The organism is Oligella urethralis DSM 7531 (genome assembly GCF_000372065.1).
GTDB classification, from domain to species: domain Bacteria; phylum Pseudomonadota; class Gammaproteobacteria; order Burkholderiales; family Burkholderiaceae_B; genus Oligella; species Oligella urethralis.
The window spans coordinates 17,160-38,158 of record NZ_AQVB01000018.1 but is presented as its reverse complement, the minus strand read 5'-3'; the positions used below and the strand labels follow the sequence as shown (position 1 = coordinate 38,158).

General features: G+C 47.1%; 18 protein-coding genes. 5 read left to right on the top strand and 13 right to left on the bottom strand.

Annotated elements, in window-relative coordinates; translation table 11 throughout:
* Positions 1-537: 537 nt before the first annotated feature.
* Complete coding sequence (gene purL, locus A3GA_RS0109565; protein WP_018027185.1) at positions 538-4,599, bottom strand: phosphoribosylformylglycinamidine synthase; 4,062 nt, start codon at positions 4,597-4,599, stop codon at positions 538-540.
* A 376-nt stretch (positions 4,600-4,975) separates the two neighbouring features.
* Here purL and A3GA_RS0109560 point away from each other — a divergent pair, with 376 nt between their 5' ends.
* Positions 4,976-5,875 (top strand): serine hydrolase, encoded by a 900-nt coding sequence (locus tag A3GA_RS0109560; protein ID WP_018027184.1) that lies wholly within the window; start codon positions 4,976-4,978, stop codon positions 5,873-5,875.
* Between the two features lie 85 nt (positions 5,876-5,960).
* On the opposite strand, the gene A3GA_RS0109555 is transcribed toward A3GA_RS0109560, so the two are convergent.
* Positions 5,961-7,055 carry an NAD(P)-dependent alcohol dehydrogenase gene (locus tag A3GA_RS0109555; RefSeq protein ID WP_018027183.1) on the bottom strand — a complete coding sequence of 365 codons (1,095 nt, stop codon included), beginning with the start codon at positions 7,053-7,055 and terminating at the stop codon, positions 5,961-5,963.
* Positions 7,056-7,323: 268 nt separating this feature from the next.
* Here A3GA_RS0109555 and umuD point away from each other — a divergent pair, with 268 nt between their 5' ends.
* Both umuD and A3GA_RS0109545 read left to right on the top strand, forming a co-directional pair.
* The gene (gene umuD, locus A3GA_RS0109550) at positions 7,324-7,776 is read left to right on the top strand and encodes a translesion error-prone DNA polymerase V autoproteolytic subunit (protein WP_018027182.1); all 453 of its coding nucleotides are present in this window, start codon (positions 7,324-7,326) and stop codon (positions 7,774-7,776) included.
* Complete coding sequence (locus A3GA_RS0109545; RefSeq protein WP_048767943.1) at positions 7,769-9,097, top strand: Y-family DNA polymerase; 1,329 nt, start codon at positions 7,769-7,771, stop codon at positions 9,095-9,097. The genes umuD and A3GA_RS0109545 overlap by 8 nt, the downstream gene beginning before the upstream one ends.
* A gap of 85 nt (positions 9,098-9,182) precedes the next feature.
* Here the strand turns inward: A3GA_RS0109545 and dnaB are convergent, their stop codons facing one another.
* The 9 genes from dnaB to A3GA_RS0109500 all read right to left on the bottom strand — a co-directional run bounded on the left by dnaB (position 9,183) and on the right by A3GA_RS0109500 (position 16,626).
* A complete protein-coding gene (gene dnaB / locus A3GA_RS0109540) occupies positions 9,183-10,574 on the bottom strand; it encodes a replicative DNA helicase (RefSeq protein ID WP_371419257.1) in 1,392 nt (463 codons plus the stop codon).
* A 288-nt stretch (positions 10,575-10,862) separates the two neighbouring features.
* Complete coding sequence (gene rplI, locus A3GA_RS0109535; RefSeq protein ID WP_018027179.1) at positions 10,863-11,315, bottom strand: 50S ribosomal protein L9; 453 nt, start codon at positions 11,313-11,315, stop codon at positions 10,863-10,865.
* Positions 11,316-11,329: 14 nt separating this feature from the next.
* Positions 11,330-11,605, bottom strand: coding sequence for a 30S ribosomal protein S18 (gene rpsR, locus A3GA_RS0109530; RefSeq protein ID WP_018027178.1), 276 nt, complete (start codon positions 11,603-11,605; stop codon positions 11,330-11,332).
* Between the two features lie 51 nt (positions 11,606-11,656).
* Complete coding sequence (gene priB / locus A3GA_RS0109525; protein WP_018027177.1) at positions 11,657-11,968, bottom strand: primosomal replication protein N; 312 nt, start codon at positions 11,966-11,968, stop codon at positions 11,657-11,659.
* Between the two features lie 43 nt (positions 11,969-12,011).
* The gene (gene rpsF, locus A3GA_RS0109520; RefSeq protein WP_018027176.1) at positions 12,012-12,440 is read right to left on the bottom strand and encodes a 30S ribosomal protein S6; all 429 of its coding nucleotides are present in this window, start codon (positions 12,438-12,440) and stop codon (positions 12,012-12,014) included.
* A gap of 246 nt (positions 12,441-12,686) precedes the next feature.
* Positions 12,687-13,502, bottom strand: coding sequence for a GTP cyclohydrolase FolE2 (gene folE2, locus A3GA_RS0109515; RefSeq protein ID WP_018027175.1), 816 nt, complete (start codon positions 13,500-13,502; stop codon positions 12,687-12,689).
* A 41-nt stretch (positions 13,503-13,543) separates the two neighbouring features.
* A complete protein-coding gene (gene dxs / locus A3GA_RS0109510) occupies positions 13,544-15,430 on the bottom strand; it encodes a 1-deoxy-D-xylulose-5-phosphate synthase (protein ID WP_018027174.1) in 1,887 nt (628 codons plus the stop codon).
* An 8-nt stretch (positions 15,431-15,438) separates the two neighbouring features.
* Entirely contained in the window at positions 15,439-16,356 is a 918-nt protein-coding gene (locus A3GA_RS0109505) for a polyprenyl synthetase family protein (protein ID WP_018027173.1), read from the bottom strand.
* Entirely contained in the window at positions 16,357-16,626 is a 270-nt protein-coding gene (locus tag A3GA_RS0109500) for an exodeoxyribonuclease VII small subunit (protein ID WP_018027172.1), read from the bottom strand.
* A 215-nt stretch (positions 16,627-16,841) separates the two neighbouring features.
* Between A3GA_RS0109500 and A3GA_RS0109495 the strand changes: the two genes are divergently transcribed.
* Positions 16,842-17,993 carry an aromatic ring-hydroxylating oxygenase subunit alpha gene (locus A3GA_RS0109495; protein ID WP_018027171.1) on the top strand — a complete coding sequence of 384 codons (1,152 nt, stop codon included), beginning with the start codon at positions 16,842-16,844 and terminating at the stop codon, positions 17,991-17,993.
* Positions 17,994-18,053: 60 nt separating this feature from the next.
* On the opposite strand, the gene A3GA_RS0109490 is transcribed toward A3GA_RS0109495, so the two are convergent.
* Both A3GA_RS0109490 and A3GA_RS0109485 read right to left on the bottom strand, forming a co-directional pair.
* Positions 18,054-18,914, bottom strand: a complete 861-nt coding sequence (locus A3GA_RS0109490; protein ID WP_018027170.1) for a sulfurtransferase — start codon at positions 18,912-18,914, stop codon at positions 18,054-18,056.
* A 97-nt stretch (positions 18,915-19,011) separates the two neighbouring features.
* Positions 19,012-19,893: a DMT family transporter gene (locus A3GA_RS0109485; protein ID WP_018027169.1), complete on the bottom strand. Its 882-nt coding sequence runs from the start codon at positions 19,891-19,893 to the stop codon at positions 19,012-19,014.
* A 129-nt stretch (positions 19,894-20,022) separates the two neighbouring features.
* Here A3GA_RS0109485 and htpX point away from each other — a divergent pair, with 129 nt between their 5' ends.
* On the top strand, positions 20,023-20,895 hold the full coding sequence (gene htpX, locus A3GA_RS0109480) for a protease HtpX (RefSeq protein ID WP_018027168.1): 873 nt from the start codon (positions 20,023-20,025) through the stop codon (positions 20,893-20,895).
* The last annotated feature ends 104 nt before the right edge of the window (positions 20,896-20,999 follow it).

Here is a 20,999-nt window from a genome sequence, read left to right as displayed (position 1 = left end):
ACCGCAAATCTTAGAGGTGGCTACCGCCTTGCAATTCACACCTTGCATCTAAGATTCTTATTTCAAACTAACCCTACCGTTAAGATTGTCTGTTGACACGAGCTAGTTTGAGAGTGTGTGTGGAATACCATCTACTAGCCAAAACACTGCGTACTCGCAATTTATACTTGTCTTAGCGGTTTTTTGTAGATGGTTTTATTTAATAGCTGATTGATTTTAGCAACTTTTTCGCCTTATATCCACCCTCGGAAGTGGGTGGTTTTACGGCGTCTGATGATAAAATAGCATCGCGACTCAAGGCGCTTGCAAACTTATCGATACGCTATCCGTGATTTGATTATTATCCACAGAGTAGCCTTAACTGTCATCGGCATTATTCCTTATTAATAAAAATAACCATCAGCTAATTGAGCGCCGATCAATCATATTAGCGGCATCTGCCAATCAATCGCCCTTTACCCTTCGCTTAATAAATAAACGCCGGTAAATCACTAAAGACTACCGGCGTTTAAGTTAATGCCTTAATGGAGCACTGTATTAATCAATAAACACTCTGGCATTCATAAACATACGCATCCAAGGCGTCAGATCGCCACCGCTATCCTTAGGCCCCCACGACTTAGGTGCCCACGACATCATGGCGCTACGAACGACTCGCTCTGGATGCGGCATCATAATGGTAAAGCGACCGTCCTCGGTTGTCACCGCCGCAATGCCATTGATACTGCCATTTGGGTTAAATGGATAAGCCTCAGTAATCACGCCACTATTATTTACGTAGCGCAGTGCGGAAATGACATTATCCGAATCGCCCTGCTGGGTAAAGTTGGCGTAACCCTCACCATGTGAAATCACTATTGGCGCTTGTGTACCGGCCATATCCTTAAAGAAAATAGAATTGGAATCACTCACTTCAGCCATGACCAAACGAGCCTCATGACGAGCGGATTGGTTACGGGTAAAGCGCGGCCAATACTCCGCACCCGGAATGATATCGCTTAAGCTAGCCATCATCTGGCAGCCATTACACACACCAAGGGCAAAGACATCCTGACGATTAAAGAACTCCGTAAACTGATCCAATAGCTTAGGATTGTAACGAATCGTCTTAGACCAACCCTCACCCGCTCCCAACACATCACCATAGCTAAAACCGCCAGCAGCAACAAGACCCTGCAGCTCGGACAGATGGATACGATCTTCTAAAATATCCGTCATATGCACATCGTAAACGCTAAAGCCTGCCTGATGGAAAGCCCAAGCCATTTCGATCTGGCTATTAGAACCCTGCTCACGCACAATGGCTACCGCAGGGCGCGCTTTATTGATGTATGGTGAGGAGATATTTTCTTGTGGATCAAAATCTACTTTGGCATGTAGACCGACATCATTTGTGTCCTTCCAACGATCGAATTCAGCCTGCGCCGTGCGTGGATTTTCGCGTAGCTTAGCGATTTCATAACCCACTTCACTCCACGCAGTACCTAATTCTACACGTGGATACGACAAGATAAGCTCTCCATCACGGAATACCTCGATCGTATCCTTATCATTTAAGCTACCGATCGCATGGCTGCATAGTGATAAGCCGGCCTCACGCAATACCTGTAACACCTTATCGCGGTCCTCGGCACGTACCTGAATCACCGCGCCTAGCTCCTCATTGAATAGGGCCTTAACCGTGCTCTCATCACGCTGTACACGGACTTGCTCCGGGCGTATTTTATAATCACCCCAATCCTGCACCGCACCGTCAAAAGTCAACATATCCACATTAATTGACACACCGGTGTGACCAGCAAAAGCCATTTCAGCAATGGTCGCAAATAAACCACCGTCCGAACGGTCGTGATAAGCCAAAATCGCCCCTTCGTCTGCCAGACTACGAATCAAGGCAAAGAAGGTACGCAGTTTGTCTGCATCCTCAATATCAGGTACTTCATTACCGAATTGACCGATACTATGCGATAAAACCGAGCCGCCTAAACGCTGCTTACCCTCGCCCAAATCAATCAGAATTAAAGACGTTGGCCCCTCATCGCTAACTAATTGCGGAGTCAATGTTTTGCGCACATCCTCTACCTGAGCAAAGGCGGTCACAATCAATGACACCGGTGCGATCACATCCTTTTCTAGCAGTTCAGTTGAATCCTCAGCCGCTTGCTCGCTCCAAGCCGTGCGCATTGACATCGAATCCTTGCCCACTGGAATCGAAATATCCAAGGCCTGACAAAACTCACTCGCAGCCTCTACCGCAGTGTAAAGGGCTGCATCCTGACCAGGGGTACCGCATGCTGCCATCCAGTTAGCTGATAGCTTCAGGCCGTCCAAATGCTTAATATCGGCTGCCGCAATATTGGTAATGGACTCGGCAATAGCCATACGGCTAGCAGCCGCACTGTCCACTATCGCTAGCGGTGTACGCTCACCCATGGACATGGCTTCACCATGGAAATGTTCAAAATCAGCCAAGGTCACAGCACAATCCGCCACCGGAATTTGCCACGGACCAACTAACTGGTCGCGTGCGGTTAAACCACCGACATTACGGTCACCAATGGTGATGATAAAAGACTTACTGGCTACCGTTGGATGACGCATAACCGCCAAAGCGACTTCGCGCAAGTCCAAATCAACGACATCAATTGGCTCGAGCACCAAAGGCTCACTCTTAACATCACGCTGCATTTTAGGCGGCTTGCCTAAAATCACATCAACCGGCACATCCACTGGGCGCAACTTGGTTGCGGGCGCTGAACTGGTGCTGCCCTCTTCACCTGGCAGACCCTCGCCCTCAACCACACGCAAAATACGCTCCTCTGTAGCAATACCAATCACCGCATAAGGGCAACGCTCACGTCGAGCAATTTCATCAAAGAGCGCTAAATTTTCAGGTGCAATCGCCATCACATAGCGCTCTTGTGACTCATTACTCCATATCTCGGCAGCAGACATCCCACTTTCTTCAAGCTGCACCCGCGCTAGATCAAAGATAGCGCCACGACCAGCGTCATTTACCAACTCTGGAAAGGCATTGGATAAACCACCTGCGCCCACGTCGTGTATAGCAATAATCGGGTTATTTTCAAGTAATTGCCAACACGCATTAATCACCTCTTGAGCACGACGTTCAATCTCAGGGTTACCACGCTGCACTGAATCAAAATCTAAAGACTCAGTATTAGTTCCAGCAGCCATACTGGAGGCGGCGCCACCACCCATACCGATGCGCATGCCAGGACCACCCAACTGAATCAACAAAGCACCGTCAGGGATCGGATCTTTAAAGCAAAGCTCTGCGTCAATACTACCCAAGCCACCGGCAATCATGATCGGCTTTTGATAACCCCAACGACGACCGCCGACGGTTTGCTCAAAAGTACGGAAATAACCGAGGATATTAGGGCGACCGAATTCGTTATTAAAGGCAGCGCCGCCTAAAGGGCCTTCAATCATAATATCTAAGGCAGAAGCAATACGACTCGGCTTACCGTGAGAATCCTTTTCCCACGATTCCGCTAAATTTTTCAGCTGTAAATTAGCCACGGTATAACCGGTTAAGCCGGCTTTAGGTTTAGCCCCACGACCGGTTGCGCCCTCGTCACGAATTTCACCACCGGCGCCGGTTGCCGCTCCCGGAAAAGGAGAAATAGCCGTCGGGTGATTATGCGTCTCCACCTTCATCAAAGTATGCGTAAGACGCTTTTTAGGCTGATAACAAAAACCGCCATCAGCACATTTTGTCGCAAAAAAACGGGTTGCTTCAGCACCTTCCATAATGGCGGCATTATCCGCATAAGCCACCACCGTACCACGGGGGTTATGCTTATGCGTATCACGAATCATGCCGAATAACGTCTTTTCTTTAGCCTCACCATCAATCGTCCAAGAGGCGTTAAAAATCTTATGACGACAATGCTCACTATTGGCCTGGGCAAACATCATCAATTCCACGTCGGTAGGATTGCGATTTAAGCCAACAAAGGCATTAAGCAAATACTCCACCTCATCCTCAGATAAAGCTAAACCCCATTCGACATTGACTTTTTCCAATGCCGCTGCCCCCTCTTCTAAGATAGGCACAGTGCGCAAAGGCTTAGGTTCTAGATCTTGAAACAAGGTCTTGGCATCAAAATCATCACCAATTACCACCGTTTCCGTCATGCGATCATGGATCAGCTTAATAAATTGCTGCAATTTCTCAGGTGTTAAACCATTGCCAGTCCAAAAACTCTTTTCTGGCGTCACCACCATATGAATGCCACGCTCAATGCGTATAATGCTGTCAAGACCGCAATTATGGGCGATATCAGTGGCCTTAGAAGCCCAAGGAGAGATGGTACCCAAACGCGGGATAATGCGTAATTCCACATCATGCTTGGCAATTTGTGGCTCCAACACCTTCGCATCACGAGTTAATAGCTCTATAACGGCAGCTTGTTGCTCTGCAGATAATGGCTCCTCGCTATACACATAATGTTCAAAACGCGTAAAAATTTTATCAACCGCTAAACCTAAGGCTTTAACCTGCTCCTTAAGACGAGCTTTAGTCGATTCTGGTAGTGCAACTGCACCTGGGACAATCAAATAAGATGACACGTGATTTACCTAATCAAAGAAAAAGGAGTAAAAGCTCCTGGCTCACATAAAATGGTCATAACAGAGCGGCAGAAGCTTGGTAAAAACAATTAGCTGTATTTTAGCCTTTTTTGAGTGTTTACTGTAGGTTTCTCTTTTTACAAAAAAAATTGTAAAATTTTGTTAATCTAGGCGGAGAGCGGTCTTTGTTTTAACATTTAAAAAACACCAGACTACCATTTCATCTTAAAATTCAATCACTTAAGCTGATTTATTAACATCTATAAATGAGCTTAAGAAGAGTCGCTAAGTTATTAATAAATAAAGACATTTGATAAGTGTCTATGTATAATAGGAAGCTCTTACCCCTCAACAACACACCTTAATAAATATAGTTATGTTGACTTTGCACAAAACCTTCTTAGCTAAGCGAGCAGGCGCAGCCCTCTTGGCGCTTTGCTGCGGCTTCGGCGCCAGCAATGCATTAGCCCAAAATCTAAACGGCCTTAGCAATGCACCGGTTATCGGCCCCGTGGACAATGGCGGCGGTATTATCAACTCAGAAATCGCCTTGGTGGTCGGTCTCAATGACAATCAGGTACTGTATTCAAAAAATGCAGATGTGATTCGCCCGATTGCCTCAATCAGTAAGCTACTGACGGCATTAGTCATCACGCGCTCAGGTCTACCACTAGATGAAAAAATCACTATCACCGCAGATGATATTGACCGTGTTAAGAAATCCAGCTCTCGCTTAAGTGTCGGCACCACCCTAAGTCGTCGCGAGATGCTGTTATTATCTTTAATGTCCTCCGAGAACCGCGCCGCACATGCCTTAGGTCGCACCTACCCCGGCGGTATGACGGCTTTTGTGAATGAGATGAACTCCGTCGCTCGTCAGCTCGGTATGACTCGTAGTCGCTTTGTGGAACCAACCGGCTTATCACCAATGAATGTTTCCACGCCCAATGACTTAGTCCGTTTGTTACGTGCAGTTGGCAAGGACAGCTTGATTAAACGCTTTTCAACCAGCGATGACTATAGTGTGATTACCAGTAACGGTCGCACGGAAAAGTATCGCAACACCAATCGCTTAGTTCGCAATAATGACTGGTCTATTCATATTTCCAAAACCGGTTATATCCGCGAGTCTGGTCAGAGCTTAGTGATGATCACCGAGTTTGAAAAACGTCCGGTAGCCGTCGTATTACTTAATGCCGAAGGGACATTAACCCGCTTTGCCGATGCCGTACGCGTGCGTCATGTCGTACAAAATGACTACCCGAGTTTATTTTAGCCTAGCGCTTAAGTCGCAAAGACAGTAAGAAGGCCTGCACTATCTGTGCAGGCCTTCTTACTATAAGCAGATAAAAATCAATTAATTAAGGCTTGATAGCGATTTTCAAAACACCATCTTCCTGATTCATGAACATATCATAAGCCGCAACAATATCGTCCAATGGTCGCGTATGGGTAACTAAAGGCTCTAAATCGACCGCACCGGACTCAATCACGTTCAGTAGACGACGCATACGCTCCTTGCCACCTGGGCATAACGCTGTTTTAATCGTATGATCTCCCAAACCAGCGGCAAAGGCATTAATCGGGATCACCACGTCTTCAGAGTAAACGCCTAAACTAGATAAGGTGCCACCCGGCTTGAGTACACGTAGCGCCTGCTCCCAAGTAGACTGCAAACCTAGACATTCGATACTAGAATCTACGCCGCGCCCCTTAGTCAATTTCATGATCTCATCAACCACGTCCACCTCTTTAAAGTTAAGCGTCACGTGAGCACCCATTTTTTTAGCAACTTCCAAACGATCGTTATTACCGTCAATGGCGATAATTAAGCTAGCACCGCGTAAACGCGCACCCGCAGTTGCACATAAACCAATAGGACCTTGGGCAAAAATAGCCACAAAATCACCGATTTTAATATTGGCATTTTCCGCACCGACAAAACCGGTCGACATAATATCGGGACACATTAATACCTGCTCATCAGCCAAACTATCTGGCACGGGGGCAAGATTAGCCTGCGCGTCAGGCACTAATACATACTCCGCCTGCGTGCCATCAATCCAGTTACCGAAACGCCAACCGGCAGTGGCCTTATAGCCATGGCAAGAGCAAGTACCGTCTTCTTTAATCCAGGAACCATCCTGCGAAGGGAAGCCGTCTTGTGAAGGATAAGAGGTAAAGGTCGGGCAAATAGCGCCAGCGATCACACGCTGCCCCTCTTCGTAACCCTGCACATTACTACCGAGCTTTTCAATAATACCCACCGGTTCGTGACCAATCGTTAAGCCCGATTTGACCGGATACTCACCCTTAAAAATATGAATATCGGTACCGCAAATCGTGGTGGTAGTAATGCGAAGTAAGGCGTCATTAGGTCCAACATCGGGGATAGGCTTATCCACTAGCTCGATACGTCCGGGGGCAATTAATGCTGCTGCTTTCATCATAGCCATAAAGTCTACTCCTTAATCGTAGATGTAGCAAAATACTTTAGATATAAAGTATCAAAATCGAGATAAAAGTTATAATATATCAATAACTTAGGAAGTCTTTAAGCTGCAAAATCATGCTAACTGAAAAACACCAACTCAGTCAAGCATCAATTAATTCTAATTTACTAATATGTCAATCCGATGACGAAAGGATTGCTATCCTGCCTGAATATACTGTATATTTATACAGTATTTTAATATATCGTATAATCTTTAAAAAGTGATCGCTATGAAGCTGAGTTTCTTGGGAGAGAGTCTGACGCCAGAGTTGCTTAAGACCGTCCATCAACCCATACCACTATTTTTAGAGCGCATACCGGCGGGTTTCCCCTCGCCCGCCCAAGACTATCTGGAACAACATCTGGATCTTAATGAGCTTTGCATCAGCCATCCTGAGGCGACCTATTTTGTACGCTGCGAGGGTGATTCTATGATTGAGGCGGGGATTCATAGCGGTGATATTCTAGTGGTCGACCGTGCGCTTAATGCAGTACACGGTGATATTGTCATTGCCTCGGTCTATGGTGAGCTCACTGTCAAGGAGCTACGTTTACGTCCACAAGCCGGGTTATTTCCACGTAATCGTCAGTATCAACCGATCTTGCTCAAGGAGCCTGAAGCCTTGGAGTTATTCGGGGTAGTAACCTACGTTTTACATGCTTTGCGCCCTGCTCATGCCTAGTCCTACAGATACTACCCAGTGCCCGCTATTGCACGCTGAGCAAGTGTTTGCTTTGGTTGACTGCAATAGTTTCTACGCCAGCTGCGAAAAGCTATTCAGACCGGATTTACGCCATCGTCCTGTGGTGGTCCTGTCGAATAACGACGGTTGTGTGGTGGCTCGCTCTCCGGAGGCCAAGGAACTAGGTATCCCCATGGGAGCACCATTTTTTAAAGTAAAAGACTTTATTAAGCAACACCGCGTTAGTTTTTTTTCATCGAACTACGCCTTTTATGCCGATATCAGCCGGCGGGTGATGTCCTTACTGAGCGAAATGGCACCAGCCATTGAGGTGTATTCGATTGATGAAGCTTTTTTAGACCTATCCTCTGTGGCTGAGCTCCAGTCGATTGCGGATTTTAATCACTACGGACAGCGCATTCGTGAGCGCATTGATCAGTGGGTGGGGATACAGATCGGGATAGGCATTGCGCCCACTAAGACCCTAGCAAAGTTAGCAAATCACGCAGCCAAAAAGTATCCTGCAAGCCGCGGTGTCGTGACCTTATTGGCACCAGAACGCCGTGACAAGCTGTTAAAGCTCACGCCGGTGGAGGATGTTTGGGGCATTGGCAGACGCCTCTCACAGCAGTTATATCAACTCGGTATTAAAACGGCATGGGATTTAGCCTGTTTACATCCAGACTGGGTGCGGCAACAGTTTTCCGTGGTATTAGAACGTACAGTGCGTGAGCTTAATGGCGAGTCTTGCCTCCACCTAGAGGACATGCAAGCGAAAAAGCAGATTATCAGTAGTCGCAGCTTCGGTCGCAGCATCACTCAGCAAGCGGAAATGCAACAGGCGGTTAGCGAGTATACAGCACGGGCTGTCGCTAAGCTACGCCAAGAAAAGCAACAAGCCAAACAGCTGAGTGTATTTATTCAAACCAACCGCTATAAGCAAGAAACACGTTATTATTACAATAGTGCCGTTGGTGATTTGCTTTTAGCCAGTGATGACAGTAGAGAATTTATCACCTTGGCCTTGCGCCTACTACAACGGATTTGGCGTGATGGCTATCACTATTATAAAGCCGGTGTGATGCTCAGTGATTTTTATACAGCACAATACTATCAAACACAGTTGTTCGATGATGAGGTGCAAAATATACGCGGACGCTATTTGATGCAAACCATTGACCGCCTAAATCATCAGCTACCGGGAAGCATTCGCTTTGGCAGTCAAGGTCTTAGCCAAGACAACCGCACTTGGTCGATGCAACGTCGCTACCTCTCCCCTGCTTACACCACACGATGGCAAGACATCCCACGGGTGCGTTAGTTAAGTGCCTAGGGTCTTGGATCCCAGGCACTGAAAGTGCACTCTATGCATGCACCCTGTCAATATAGCAATAGCAGGCGAAACATTATTCACCGATAAAGGCTGGGCTAGCACCGCTGTAGTTCATGAACTTAGTATGTTCACCCACAAAGGTTAAACGCACCGTGCCGATAGGACCGTTACGCTGCTTACCGATAATAATTTCAGCAACCCCCTTATCAGGTGAGTTTTCGTTATAAACCTCATCCCGATAAATAAAGATGATCACATCCGCATCCTGCTCAATTGCCCCGGACTCACGGAGATCAGACATAATAGGACGCTTATTGGGGCGACTTTCCAAACTACGGTTAAGCTGTGACAAGGCAATCACCGGACAATCCAGCTCGCGTGCGAGGCTTTTTAAGGAACGGCTAATCTCTGAAATCTCATTAGCACGGTTCTCATTGCGACTAAAGCCACTGCCCGACATTAATTGCAAATAGTCGACAACGATTAAGCCTAGACCACCATGCTTACGACTAAGGCGACGCGCACGGGCACGTAAATCGATAGGATTCAGACCAGGCGTTTCATCAATAAAGATTTGCGCATGCTGCAAACGATCCACGGCACGGGTTACCTTGACCCAATCCTCATTATTCAAGGTCCCCTTACGCATTCGTTGTTGGTCAATTTTGCCTACCGAACCCAGCATCCGATGCGCTAACTGAGCCGCCCCCATCTCCATGGAAAAGACCAGCACCGGTTTTTTTTCAACCAAGGCCACATGCTCCACAATATTCATAGAAAAAGAGGTCTTACCCATGGCAGGACGACCCGCCACAATGGTTAAGTCGCCACCATGCAGACCGGCTGTTTTAGCGTCTAAATCAATAAAACCGGTAGGTGTACCAGTCACCTCCGAGTCACTACCGCGCTGCGACAACTCGGTCAAATTATTAATCACCTCCAGCATTGCATCGCTGATGGCCACGAACTCAGCGCTCTTTTTATTGCTATCCTCGGAAATACGGTAGATTTTGGCCTCAGACTCATCGAGAATCTCACGCGCTGAGCGACCCTGAGGATTTAAGGCGGCGGTCCCAATCTCATCCGAGGCACTTAATAAACGCCGCAGAATCGAACGCTCACGAACAATTTCTGCATAGGTGCGAATATTCGAAACCGATGGGGTATTTTGCGCTAAGGCATTTAAATACACTAAACCACCGACTTCCTTATCCGTACCTTCGAGCTTTAAGGCATCGTAAACGGTCAAGACATCGGCCGGCCGATCCATACTGATTAGGTTTTGAATATGACGCCAAATAATGCGGTGATGGTGTCGATAAAAATCATCCTCACCCAGCACATCACCAACCTGCTCATTAGCCAAGTTATTTAGTAATAAACCACCTAAAACCGATTGCTCTGCTTCAATCGAATGCGGTGGTAAACGCAAATTATCCAATTCATGATCAGGCTGGCTCGGCATACTCATCATCGCACTATCAATCGGCTCCGTTGCCGGCATCACATCGTGCTGCACCTCAACCATGGACATTGCCGTTGCATCCTCATAAAAGGGTTCGGCAAAAATATCCTCAGGCAAATCAACTCCCTGCGCTTCAACAGGGTGCTCGGAATCGTCTATAAAGGGATGCTCAATATGCTTGGACATGGGCGTTAAAAAACTCGATGATTAAAAACCAAAATAGCAGTAACGATTATATCGCTACTGCTATTTTTATACAGATTAGTGTAATCTCAACTGAGATTGTAACTAGGCCATCTCACCAATCACGTTAACTGTGATGTTAGCAGCGATGTCTGCATATAAATGGATAGTCACAGGGTACTCACCTACTGCTTTTAAAGCACCGTCCGGCATACGTACTTGACTTCTTTCCACCTCAAAACCAGCTTGTTCAAGTAAACGAGCGATATCGATATTGGTCACAGAACCGAATAAACGACCGTCAACACCCGCTTTTTGAGTAACGTCTAATTTATAATCAGCTAGTTTATTAGCCAATGCTTCAGCAGCCGCCACGCGATCGGCCTGAGCCTTTTCAAGTTCGGCACGACGTGCTTCGAACTCCTTGATAGCAGCATCAGTAGCACGCTGCGCTTTACCCTGAGGGATTAAGTAGTTACGCGCATAACCATTGCGCACGCGAACCACATCACCTAATTGACCAACCTTACCGATGGTTTCTAATAAAATAACTTGCATCTTGCCACCCCTGATTATTTATGACTGTCAGTAAATGGTAACAACGCTAAGAAGCGCGCACGCTTGATCGCTGTATCTAACTGACGCTGGTAGTGTGCCTTCGTACCGGTTAAACGTGCTGGAATCACCTTGCCAGTTTCAGTAATGAAATCGCGTAAGGTATCGATATCTTTGTAATCGATTTGTTCTACACCTGCTGCTGTAAAGCGGCAGAATCTACGACGTTTAAATAATGGATTTTGCTGTGGAAAACGACTTTTTCTGTCTCTTCCTCTTCTTGCTTGTGCCATGCTAATTACCTATAAATATGGTTGGGATACTAATCCCGATATTCTTTAAAACTATACGATAATCGAATTGCTTGCTACGACTGTAAAGCGTTGAATATGCAGTATTAATCTGCGGGAGTCTTTGCGAGTACTATTTAAAAAGCCCTCAACTTCTATAAAACTACCCAATTCAAGTCTACTTAAAGCCTCGGCGACTTCGCCAATTGCTCTGGCTTCCAATTCAAAGTCTAACTGCCTTGGATGCGCTGCCTCTATCACTTCGGATTGGTGTCTCAATACTAAATCTAACACACTGAGACCGGCTGGCGTATAGCGCAATGGTTGAACCTCGCTCAGGAGAAGCCGTAATTGAACCCTATTCATGCTAGCGGCTTGTAGCTAATAGCAAACCGACAAACAAAGGAGCTTACTCCTCTGCTTCTTCCTCTTCGTCTTCGTCGACTTCTTCGAGCTCAACATCATCATCTGCAGCAGCGCTGTCGTCTGCAGCAGCGGATTTGCGAGCTTCATCACGCTCAACTGACTTCATCATGATCGATGGCTCAGTAATGGCCTTGTCAGTTTTGATGATGAGGTTACGTAGAATCGCATCGTTATAGCGGAAAGAATGCTCTAACTCATCTAACACGTCTAAACCGCACTCAATATTCATGCAAATATAGTGTGCTTTAACTAACTTCTGAATAGGGTAAGCTAATTGACGACGACCCCAGTCCTCTAGACGGTGGATTTTACCACCCTTTTCAGTAATCATGGCTTGATAACGCTCAACCATGGCCGGCACCTGCTCGCTCTGATCAGGGTGCACGATAAACACTACTTCATAGTGACGCATATTAACTCCTATGGATATTTAGTAAAGCCCCTATATGCAAAAAGCTTTACATAAAAAGCCCGTCTCTGATGAGGTGGTTTTAATCTTAAAACTTAGTGACCACTTCACTAAAAGATCGAGCAAGAAATCGATAATTATATAGATTTAATCGCTATATATCAAGCCCTTATGAGATAACCGCTTGATATCTGTGGCTTTTGTGTATTTTTTCAGCGACTGAGCGATGCTTAAGCACCGCCAACAGCCTTAGCGACATGATTCAGCCCTGCCCTCAAGCATGGCATAGGCCGAATGATTATGAATGGATTCGAAATTTTCCACCTCAACACGATAAGCGATCATGCCGGGCCATTGATGCAGACGAAGGGCCACATCGCGGATCAGATCCTCAACGAATTTCGGATTATCGTAGGAATACTCCGTCACATACTTTTCATCCGGACGCTTTAGTAACGCCCACAACTGACTCGAACCCTGCTCTTCGATGGCGCGAATTAAGTCATCTAATACATAGTCACTACCTGCTTCTAAGCGGACCGTCACATGGGAACGCTGATTATGCGCTCCATAGTCGGAAATCGCTTTAGAGCAAGGACACAGGCTCATGACTGGCACCACCACCTCGGTAATCAAGCGCACCCCGTCAGTGGTAGCGATAGCTGTCCACGTGACCTCATAATCCATCATGCTAGCCACACCACTAACTGGTGCTTTTTTAGTAATAAAGTAAGGGAAAGTCACGCGAATTTCACCCTCCTCGGCATTTAAGAGGGGTAACATTGCAGTCGCCATTTGCTTAAACAATGTCGCGTCCATGCCCTGAGCATGGTACTCATCAATCAAGCCCATAAAACGCGACATATGAGTGCCCTTTTCCGTGGCCGGCAATAACACCGTTGTTTCCCACATACCCACCGTAGCCAAAACATCCCCTTGGCCATTTTTTATTGTCAATGGATGCTTTACTTTGCGCACACCCACACGATCAATCTGGATATGTCGCAAATCCGTGCTGCCCTGCACATCGGGCATCACAGCAGCTGTTGAATCAGTTAATTTCATTTAATTCCTACAAATAAAAGCTAAGCAGCTATGTGCTGACACTAAGGCTTTAAAAGCTCAGCAAAGCGCTGTTCTACCGACTGTTCAATGCCCTTGGCATCTAACTGCAAGTCCGCACGCAAGGCGTTTTGCTCACCATGATCGATAAATAGGTCCGGATAGCCTAATTGCAAGACCGGTAAATTTATATCATGCTGATTAAGGAGTTCTATCACCGCGCTACCAGCACCCCCCATCAAAGCCCCTTCTTCTAGTGTGACAAAGGCTTGATGCGAGTCAGCTAAGGCAAGCAGTAACTCCTCATCCAGTGGCTTAACAAAGCGCATATCAATCAAGCTAAGGTCATGCTTGGCAGCAACTTGCTGCGCCTCATGCAATAACGGACCAAAGGCGAGCAGCGCAATCCTTGACCCTTGGCGTCGCGTCACCGCCTTAGCAAGTGCGACGCACTGCAACTCACTCGTCGTCTCCGCACCAATCCCTGCTCCCCGCGGATAACGCACAGAGGCTGGCCCATCGTATTGATAACAGCTACTTAATAAAAGTCGACACTCTGCCTCATCTGAAGGCGTCGCAATCACCATATTAGGAATACAACGCAAGTAAGCAATATCATAATTTCCCGCATGCGTAGCACCATCGGCACCGACGATACCAGCACGATCTAAGGCAAAGGTGACGTCTAGATTTTGCAAAGCCACATCATGAATTAACTGATCATAGGCTCTTTGTAAAAAGGTAGAATAAATCGCCACCACTGGCTTTAAGCCCTCACAGGCTAAACCAGCGGCAAAAGTGACGGCGTGCTGCTCAGCAATGCCCACATCAAAATAACGCTCGGGAAAACGCTTTTCGAATTCGACTAAACCACTGCCCTCCCGCATCGCTGGCGTAATGCCGATGAGCCTCTGGTCGCTCGCCGCCATATCACAGAGCCACTGACCAAAGACCTGGGTAAAGGTCTGTTTACTAGGGGCAGTTGAGGTCTTGATCCCCTCGGAGGGATTAAATTTACCAGGACCGTGATAAAGCACAGGATCCTGCTCTGCTAGTCCGTAACCCTGCCCTTTTTTGGTAATCACATGCACAAACTGCAAGCCGCCTAAACGTCTGACATTATCCAATACTGGCAATAAAGCCCCTAGATCATGCCCATCAATCGGACCGATATAATTAAAACCAAACTCCTCAAATAAGGTATTGGCCCCCATGAAGCTTTTGGCCTGATCCTTGACATGCCCCTTAAAGCGACGAGCAAACTCCGCCATCGGCTCAGGCAACTGCTTAAGCACCACTTTGCTCATATCACTTGCCTCTTTATAAAATGGCAAGCCACTAGAAATCAAACGACTGAAATACTTATTTAGCGCACCCACCGGTGGCGAAATGGACATATCGTTATCATTTAGCACCACCAGCAAATTAATGTCACGCGTATCACCGGCATTATTCATGGCTTCAAACACCATGCCAGCGGTCATTGCACCATCACCAATCACGGCAATATGCTGTCGCTTAGTCAGACCCTGATTACGCGCTGCCACTGCCATGCCCAGGGCCGCCGAAATTGAGGTCGAGGAATGTGCCGTACCAAAGGCATCATACACTGATTCAGAACGCTTAGGAAAACCAGAAATGTGATGTTGCTGTCGAATAAAAGGCAATTCATCACGACGCCCGGTTAAGACCTTATGCGCATAAGCCTGATGACCTACATCCCAAATCAAACGATCGTCGGGCGTGTTAAAAAGATAGTGTAAGGCAATGGTCAACTCCACCGTGCCTAAATTGGATGAAAGATGACCGCCGGTATTCGCGACCGACTCTAAGATATACTGACGCAACTCCTGCGCCAGCTCAGGTAATTGACAGCGATTAAGCCTTCTTAAATCATCCGGGGACTCAATTTTGCTTAAGAACTTATTCATAACAATCCCTAGCTTTGACGGTGAATAATCAAATCCGCTAAAGCTCTTAATCGCTCAGCACGTGATCCCAATGGACGGATCGCCTCCAACGCTTCATGATGTAGGGCTGCGGCATAGTCCTTGGCCTCTGACAAACCTAGCATGCTGACATAGGTGGGCTTATTATCCTGCTCATCCTTGCCAGCTGTCTTACCCAATACACTGGTGTCAGCCGTCGCATCTAAAATATCATCCACCACCTGATACGCTAAACCCAACTTCTCGGCATAGCCTTTAAGCGCAGAATGATCCTCGTAATTGGTCGCTACGGTAATTGAACCCAAGAGCACACTCGCTTGAATCAAGGCGCCAGTCTTAAGTTGATGCATTAACTTAAGGCGGGCTTTGCCAATCTGCTGATCGACGGAAGCCAGATCCATATACTGACCACCCACCATACCACGACTACCGGAAGCGATGGCTAACTGCTGCATCGCCTTAATCACTAGGGCTGGCGCCACTGGCATGGTAGCAATCACTTCAAAAGCAAGACTTTGTAGCGCATCACCCACTAATAAGGCATTCGCCTCACCGTATTTAACGTGGACGGTGGGCTTACCGCGGCGTAACTCATCATCATCCATACAGGGCATATCATCATGCACTAGCGAATAGGCATGAATTAACTCTACCGCTGTAGCCGCTGCGATTAAGGCCTTTTTCGACTGCTCAACCTGCTCACTAGGATGCGCTACCTCACCGGCCGCCAACACTAAAGCCGCACGAATACGCTTACCGCCGGCGAGCGCAGCGTAACGCATCGCCTCGTGCAAGCCGACCAGATAAGGACTCTCATCCGCTACCTTCAAAGCCTGCTCCAAGGAGGACTCCATCGTCGGTACTACATACGCACTTAACCAATGGTCAAAGGATAACTCCTGACTCATTTACTCATCCTCACCGTCTTGCTCAGCTTGTGCTAAAGGTCTCAGCAAATTGTCCTGCAATACCTGAACCTGCAGCTGCGCATCATCCAGCTTCTGCTGACAAATACGACTTAGTAACATACCGCGCTCATAGGCTTTGAGCGCCTCATCTAGCGACAAAACTTGATTCTCCATCGATTGAACAATGGCCTGTAATTCCTTCATCGCCACTTCAAATTGCTCGGGCAATTCCTGCTGCTCAACGTGCAAAACTGATTTGTCCTCAGACACCTCAGCCTCCTAAAATTTCACTAATCCAACATTGTACGAAAATCCGTGCTTTTTGTCGCTAATTTTCAAAATTAGCAATGAACAATGGCTTAGATGATTAAAAAACCTTATAATTTTTGGTCTTATTTTTGCTTTTCAAACACAGCAATTTATCGACTCATGACCCTTGGTGAGTCGGTCTTCTTAATTTTCTTCTTATCATTCGGGGGGTTCTGATGAACGATAAAATCCGACAAGCTTCTCAACAGCTCATTGCCGAAGCCGATATTCCTGTTAATTACTATTTTGATGATGAGGTGTTTGCCAAAGAGCAAGAGCTTATCTTTAAAAATAGTGCTATTTATATTGCTAACGAATCCTATGTGCCCGAAAATGGTGACTGGTTCGCTTTAGCTCAAGATAATGCTGGACGCATCCTACTTCGTAATGGCGACCGTCTAGAGTTATTATCGAATGTCTGTCGTCATCGACAAGCCATTATGCTAGGTGGTCAGGCGGGTAATGTCACGGATCCCACCAACAATCGCGGTAATTTGAAAGCAACTGGCGGCAATATTGTCTGTCCACTACACCGCTGGACCTACGACAAATCGGGCCAGTTACTGGGCGCACCACACTTTAATGAGCAACCCAGCTGTAAAAACTTAAGTCGCTTTGAATTTAAAAATGTCAATGGCATGCTTTATGAGGGACCGCGTGACCCCGGCGCCGATATGGCGGCACTACTTAGCCTAGAGGAGTTTGACTTCTCCGACTATCAATTCGACCATATGGAAGTCCACGAATGTAACTACAACTGGAAAACCTTCATTGAGGTGTATCTAGAAGATTACCATGTGGAGCCCTTTCATCCAGGTTTAGGTCAGTTTGTCACCTGTTCCGACTTGCGTTGGGACTATGGTGAGTTTTTCAGTTCGCAACGAGTCGGGGTACACCAAGCCCTAGCTAATCCAGGTTCGGCCGCCTACCAGCGTTGGCATGATGAGTTATTAGCGTTCCGTGGTGGCACCGCCCCCGATTTCGGTGCGATTTGGGTCACCTACTTCCCCACGCAAATGATTGAGTTATATCCACACGTTTTAGTACTGTCAACACTCTACCCGGTGAGTCCACAAAAAACGCTTAATCTGGTGGAGTTTTACTATCCTGAAGAAATCCGTGCCTTCGAACGCGATTTTATTGAAGCACAAAAAGCCGCTTATATGGAAACCGCCATTGAAGATGATGAGATCGCTGAGCGCATGGATGCCGGTCGTCTAGCGCTGATGGAGCGCGGGGTGCAGGAATCAGGTCCCTATCAATCACCGATGGAAGATGGTATGCTCCACTTCCATCAGTGGTATAAAGGCATGATGCAGATAAAATAAGTCACTGCTAAGCCCATGCAATTTATCCGCATGGGCTTAGTTATGCTAGTGACTGCTATGCTAATGACCGGTTGCTACCGGCCGCTTCGGATCGCTAATCCACTCACTCCAAGAACCAGGATATAGCTTAGCCCCCTTGAGACCCGCTACCTCCATTGCCAGTAAATTATGACAAGCACTGATACCAGAGCCACATTGAGCCACTACCTCACTGGGCGGACGGACACCCAATAACTGACTAAACTCCTGGCGCAACACCTCAGCTGACTTAAACTGACCGTTTGCCTCCAAATTCTCGCTAAAAGGCCGATTCACTGCACCGGGGATATGCCCTGCCACGGCATCCATCTGCCCATCTTCGCCGCTAAAGCGTGCTGCTGCACGCGCATCTACCACTAAAAAGTCCTTGAGGCGAATATTAACCTCCACCTCATCCGCATTGACCCGACCACCGACCAAACGCGGTGCGTCTTGCCATTCAACGGCCGCCGCATACGCCACTGCGCCCTGCTCCAACTGCCCGCCGACCGCCTGCCAAGCAGCCATATCGCCATTTAACACCTGCACATGAGCACAACCAACCCAACGCAACATCCACCACAGACGCGCAGCAAAAATACCATTACTGCCATCATAAACAACATAGTGATCACTGGATTGCATACCACGACTTGCTAATAAGGCCGCAAACTCGGCGCGCTCGGGTAAGGGATGACGACCATTGGTGCCATTAGGACTTGCGGATAAATCCCTATCCACATCAAAAAACACGGCGCCCGGTAAATGCCCTTCTACATAGGCACGACGCCCCCACTGAGGATCCTGTAAACTGTGGCGTACATCAATCAGATGCACTTTGCTGGCATCACTTTTGCTGTCTAACAAGGTCTTTAAATCAGCGGCTGAAATCAAGGGGTTCATGGTGGTCTCCTTTAAAAATGGATTGCTCTTATCATTATTGCTTTAGTATAGACAAGATTATTCCAAAACACGCTAAAACAATGCGTCTCCTTAAGAATTACTCTCTCAATGCTTGCGAGGCACTCGCTTTACGAACGTTAAGCATGGTAGCCCATGCTGACAAAGCACCGGCGCCAATCACACCTAAAATACCGAGCCAAACCCACAGGTCCGGCACATCCTCCCAAAACAGCACCCCTAAAAAGACAGCAAAAACAATGGTCATATACTGCAGCACCGCTGATAAAATCGGTGAACCTGAACCATAAGCCTTAGTAATACAAAGCTGCCCCACCAAGCCGCTTAAGCCCACCACCAGCAAAGCGGCCCATGCCTGTGCTGAGAGCCCTTGCAGATCATTACGATCAAGCGAGACTAAACCAACGGTTGTCACCACCACCGCAAAATAAAAGACGGTCAACCAAGTCGATTCACCCAATTGCCCTAATGAACGCAGTTGCATCATTGCCACCGCTGCACATACCGCTGAGCCCAAACCCATCACAATCGCAATTAACTGGTCCTCAGAAAAACTCGGTCTCAATACCAAAAGCACACCGGCAAAGCCCAGCAGACAGGTAAACAAGCGAAACCAATCCCTTTTTCCCTCAACCCCCTTGATAAAGACCCATAAGCCTATAAATATAGAAGAAGAGTAGTTTAAGGTGGTCGCTGTTGCTAGTGGTAGCACCGTATAGCAGTAAAACACCAAGCTTAAGGCCGTCACGCCAAATAGATTACGCAAAAAGTGTAATCTATAGCTAAGCGGCTTTAGCGAATGCTTGGTAACCACTGCCCATACAAATATCAAGATCACGGAGGGCAGACCGCGGGCCACAATTGTCAGCGCTAAGGGCACCTGCAAACCACCGAGAAACTTAACCGCCGCCCCCATACAAGCAAACATCAACGATGCTAATAACATCCAAAAGGAATGCATAGAAAATCCTTAGCAATAGCTAAAAGCTGACATTTAGATAACATTTGGTGCTTGCCATTGTGAAGCGTATGCACCTAAAATTTACTATTAATTTTATCCCTTTTCCTACCTATTAAAAGTGAAAATCCTATGATGCGAATCGTTTTATTTCTTGCAACAAACTTGGCAATTATTTTAGTGCTGTCAATTACGACTAGCCTCTTCGGTTTAAACCGTTGGATGTCTGAGCAGGGGATTGATTACACTGCCCTACTCATATTTGCCTTGATTGTCGGTTTTACTGGCTCGATTATTTCTCTACTGCTGAGTAAGCCCATGGCTAAAATGAGCACGCGGGCACGGGTCATCAATCCACAACAGCCAGCGAATCGCCAAGAGGCCTGGTTGGTGGAAACCGTAGCACAATTCGCCCAACGTGCTGGTATCGGTATGCCAGAAGTGGCGATTTATGAGGGCGCACCCAATGCTTTTGCCACCGGTGCTTTTAAAAACGATGCCCTGGTTGCCGTGTCCACTGGTTTATTACAAAGCATGGATGAGGAAGAGGTCGCCGCTGTACTAGGCCATGAGATTGCGCACGTGGCAAATGGCGATATGGTGACCATGACCCTGATTCAAGGGGTGGTAAATACCTTCGTCATCTTCTTAGCGCGAGTGGTGGGCTTCTTTATCGACCGTGCAGTCTTTAAGAATGACCGTGAAGGCACAGGCCCCGGTTATTTTATTACCGTGATTGTTTTAGAGCTTGTGTTTGGTCTATTGGCCTCAATTATCGTGGCCTGGTTCTCACGTCAACGTGAATTCAGAGCAGATGCGGGGGCAGCTCAATTGATGGGCACACCACGTTCCATGATCAAGGCCTTACAGCGCTTGCAGCAAATGCAAGAAGGTGAATTACCCAAAAACATTCAGGCCTTAGGCATTTCCAATCATGCCAAAATGGCAAATTTATTTGCCACGCACCCGCCATTAGCAGTGCGTATCCAAGCCTTAAGTAACTAATCAGTGCAAGCACCGTCTCAAATCAGATTAAGACGGTGCTTTTTAATCTACTAAAAGCCGCAACGGCGCTTACTGAACCCTAATTTAATCTCACAGCAATACCA